At 65.3% G+C, this 4,306-nt stretch carries 3 protein-coding genes; all 3 read right to left on the bottom strand.

The window, feature by feature from the left end; genetic code table 11:
* Positions 1 to 1,469: HAMP domain-containing methyl-accepting chemotaxis protein (locus ACQKPE_RS25850; RefSeq protein ID WP_427669538.1), on the bottom strand; the 1,469-nt coding region annotated here is incomplete at its 3' end.
* Between the two features lie 206 nt (positions 1,470 to 1,675).
* Positions 1,676 to 3,595, bottom strand: coding sequence for a methyl-accepting chemotaxis protein (locus tag ACQKPE_RS25845; protein ID WP_427669537.1), 1,920 nt, complete (start codon positions 3,593 to 3,595; stop codon positions 1,676 to 1,678).
* A gap of 196 nt (positions 3,596 to 3,791) precedes the next feature.
* Positions 3,792 to 4,306, bottom strand: a 515-nt coding sequence (locus ACQKPE_RS25840) for a methyl-accepting chemotaxis protein (RefSeq protein WP_427669535.1), incomplete at its 5' end; no start/stop codon positions are given.

The raw sequence follows: 4,306 nt of genomic DNA, 5'->3' as shown, positions 1-4,306 counted from the left end.
GCGTTCAGTGCCAGCAGGTTGGTCTGCTCGGCCACCGACTTGATCACGTCCATGACGCTGCCGATCTTCTGGCTTTCCTGCTGCAGCAGGTTCATCGCCTCGGTGGAGCGGTGTACTTCGCCCGCCAGGCGTTCGATCTGGCCGATCGCCTCGCCTACCACGCGATCACCCTCGCGGGCTTCGCCGTCGGCGGCGGTGGCAGCAATCGAGGCCTGCTCGGCATTGCGCGCCACCTCCTGCACGGTGGCGGCCATCTCATGCATGGCGGTGGCCACCTGGTCGGTCTCGACCTTCTGGGTGTTGGCGCCGGCGCTGGTCTGTTGGGTGACCGCCGAGAGCTCCTCGGCAGCGCTGGTGATCTGCGTGACGCCGTCGCGGATGCCGCTGATGAGCTCGCGCAAGGTCGTGCCCATGTGTGCGATACCTTGCTGCAAGGTGCCCATCTCGTCGCGGCGGGTAACGCGCAGGCCCTGAGTGAGGTCGCCGCTGGCGATCTTTTCCACGACGTCGAGGGTTTCGCGCAGCGGGCGGGTGATCTGGCGGGTGATGAGGAAGGCCGCGAGCACGCCGAACAGCAGCGCCAGGGCCGTGGCAACGATCTGCAAGGTGCGGGCCTGGGCGCTCTCGCTGTCACGCTGGGCCAGCTGGAATTGGTACAACTGGTCGTTGCGCTGGGTGATCTCGGTCTGCTCGTCGATCATTTCCTGGCGCGCCAGGGCGACCGCGGCGCGGGCATCGCGCAGGTTGGCCAACGACTGGCGGAAGCTGGCCATGGCGCTCTCGAACGCTTGGGTACGCGCCGATTGCTCGGGCAACTGGCGCTTCAAGGCTTCGATACGTGGGGTGATGCGGTCGAGCTGCTGCATGGCGGCCTGCTCGGTGGCGCTGGTCAGCTCGACGGTGTAACGCTGCACGTCCAGGCGTGCCTGGGCCAGTTGGCGCAGGGGCCTGACCACCAGTTGGTACTGTTCGAGCCGATTGCTGTCGCGCATGGCGCTGCCGAGCACGTGGTTGGCGATGTTGTCCAGCTCATCGGTGGCGGTGTTGGCGGCAGCGTTCATGGCCGCATAGGCGGTGAACGTGGCCTGGTAGCCTTGGCGCATCTTGTTCAGGGATGCCTGGTACTGCTCGGTGTACTGCACCTGCTCACGCAACACCTTGAGGTTCTCGGGTTGCGTGAGGATCGTCAGCAACTGCTTCTGCTCGGCGCTGAAGGCATCCAGCTTTGCCTGTACATCACTGGCGGCAGCTTCGTCGCCATCGGTGAGCATATATTGCAGGCGTGCGGTGGTCAGGTCGTTGAGGTGGTCGTTGAACTGGGTGATGGCACCCATGTGGTTGCTGCGGTTGATCAGGTTGCCGACGCTGTTCCAGCCGGTCAGGGCCAGCATACCGGTCAACAGCAGGACCAGGCCGAAGCCCAGGGTGAGTTTTCGTTTGACGCTGATGTTGGCGAACCAGTTGCTCATGAAAGTTACCCCAGCCGATGTTGTTGTCGTGGGCCTTCCATTGCCTGCATGGGGTATCGGCCGCGTTTGTAGGAGCTGAAACGAATCTCGCGCGGATTATGTTACTAAAGTTGCACCCCGGTGGGTTGGCGCCTTTGCACTTCGCCGAGTGGCTGTCGGCCCCTTCGCGGCGGCCCGACGCGAAAAGACCAACACCGTAATGGCGGTCAGACGCGGAACCGGCTGACCAGCGCCCGTAACTGCCCACCCAGGCGCGCCAGCTCCCCGCTGGACGCCGCCGTCTGATCGCTGGCCGAGGCGGTCTGCTCGGAAATATCCCGTACGTTGATCACTCCGCGGCTGATCTCCTCGGCCACCGCGCTTTGCTGCTCGGCGGCAGCCGCGATCTGCTGGTTCATCGACTGGATGTTCGACACCGTGCGGGTGATGTTGCCCAGTGACTCGCCGGCCTTGCGCGCCAAGGCCACGCTGCTGTCGGTAAGCCCCTGGCTGCCGTGCATCATATTGGCCACCTGCTGGGTGCCGCTTTGCAGGCGCGCCACCAGCTCTTCGATTTCCTCGGTGGACTTCTGCGTACGCTGGGCCAGCCCGCGCACCTCGTCGGCGACCACCGCGAAGCCGCGGCCGGCCTCGCCCGCCCGGGCGGCTTCGATAGCCGCGTTCAGCGCCAGCAGGTTGGTCTGCTCGGCCACCGACTTGATCACGTCCATGACGCTGCCGATCTTCTGGCTTTCCTGCTGCAGCAGGTTCATTGCCTCGGTAGAGCGCTGCACCTCGGCGGCCAGGCGTTCGATCTGGCCGATCGCCTCGCCCACCACGCGGTCGCCTGCCCGCGCTTCGCCGTCGGCGGCGGTGGCGGCATGCGAGGCGTGTTCGGCGTTGCGCGCCACTTCCTGCACGGTGGCGGCCATTTCATGCATGGCCGTGGCTACCTGGTCGGTCTCGACTTTCTGGTTGTTGGCACCGGCGCTGGTTTGCTGGGTGACCGCCGAGAGCTCTTCGGCGGCGCTGGTGATCTGCGTGACGCCATCGCGGATGCCGCTGATGAGCTCGCGCAGAGTGGTGCCCATGCGTGCGATACCTTGCTGCAAGGTGCCCAGCTCGTCGCGACGCGTGACGTGCAGGTTCTGGGTCAGGTCGCCACTGGCGATCTTTTCCACGACGTCGAGGGTTTCACGCAGCGGGCGGGTGATCTGGCGAGTGATGAGCCACGCCGCCAGCACACCGAACAGCAGCGCCAGCGCCGTGGCGACACTTTGCAGGGTGCGGGCCTGGGCGCTCTCGCTATCGCGCTCGGCCAGCTGGAGCTGGTAGAGCTGGTCGTTGCGCTTGGTGCTTTCGCTCTGCTGGTCGATCATTTCCTGGCGCGCCTGGGCGACCAAGGCGTGGGCATCGCGCAGGTTGGCCAGCGACTGGCGCAAGCCCTGCATGGCGCTTTCGAACGCCTGGGTGCTGGCGGACTCGTCGGGCAACTGCTTTTTCAGCGCATCGATGCGCGGGGTGACCTTGTCGAGCTGCTGCAAGGCGGCCTGCTCGGTGGCGCTGGTGCGCTTGGCGGTGTAGGTACTCATGTCCAGGCGCGCTTGGGCCAGCTGGCGCAGGGTCCTGACCACCAGTTGGTATTGCTCCAGGCGGCTGCTGTCGCGCTGGGCGCTGCCGAGCACGTTGTTGGCGATGTTGTCGAGTGACTCGGTGGCTTTGTCGGCGGCGGCGATCAAGGCGTCATGCGCCGCGAAGCCAGCCTTGTAGCTCTGGCGCATCTTGCCCAGCGAGGCACGGTACTGTTCGGTGTAGGCGGCCTGTTCCTTCAGGACCTTGACGTAGTCGGGGGCTGTGAGTCGTGTCAGCAGTTGCTGCTGCTCGTTGGCGAAGGTGTCCAGCTTTGCTTGCACGGTGTTGGCGGCCGTTTCGTCGCCGTCGGCGAGCATGTATTGCAGGCGGGCGACGCGCAGCTCGTTGAGGTCGGTGCCGTATTGGGTGATCGCGCCCATCTGGTTGCTGCGGTTGATCAGGTTGTCGACGCTGCTCCAGCCGGCCCAGGCGAGCAGGGCGGTCAGTAGCAGGACCAGGCCGAAGCCGAGCGTGAGTTTGCGGTTGACGCTGATGTTGGCTAACCAGTGGTTCATCGAAGGGTGCCCCCAGAATGATTATCTTCTTGGGCCTTCCCTTGCCTTAACTGGAATATCGGCAGTGTTTTCGGGGGCTGGAACGCCGTTCAGCGGAAATGTTGCGAAGTGTTTCTGGTGGCGATTTGCCGCTTTTTGCTGGCGAGGCGAGCCTCGTATGAAACAAGCCCGCTCCAGGGAGCGGGCTTGTTCGGGGTCAGACGCGGAAGTGGCTGACCAGGGTCTGCAACTGCCCACCCAGGCGCGCCAATTCAACGCTCGAGGCTGCGGTTTCGTCGCTGGCGGCGGCCGTCTGCTCGGACACATCGCGCACGCTGAGGATGCTGCGGCTGATCTCTTCGGCCACGGCGCTCTGCTGTTCGGCGGCCGCAGCGATCTGCTGGTTCATCGACTGGATGTTCGACACCGTGCTGGTGATGCTGCCCAGCGACTCACCGGCCTTGCGCGCCAGGGCCACGCTGCTGTCGGTCAGGCCCTGGCTGCCGAGCATGGCGTTGGCCACCTGCTGGGTGCCGCTTTGCAGGCTGGCCACCAGGCCTTCGATTTCCTCGGTGGACTTCTGCGTACGCTGGGCCAGCCCGCGTACTTCGTCGGCGACCACCGCGAAACCGCGCCCGGCTTCACCGGCCCGAGCGGCTTCGATGGCGGCGTTCAGGGCCAGCAGGTTGGTCTGCTCGGCCACCGACTTGATCACGTCCATGACGCTGCCGA

The organism is Pseudomonas sp. NPDC089554 (assembly GCF_050280645.1).
GTDB lineage: Bacteria > Pseudomonadota > Gammaproteobacteria > Pseudomonadales > Pseudomonadaceae > Aquipseudomonas.
This window is presented reverse-complemented; position numbering and strand designations above follow the sequence as displayed.

Bases quoted from the DNA above. Each gene is read 5' to 3' on its own strand.
- ACQKPE_RS25845 (WP_427669537.1), bottom strand. From the start codon at position 3,595: ATGAACCACTGGTTAGCCAACATCAGCGTCAACCGCAAACTCACGCTC.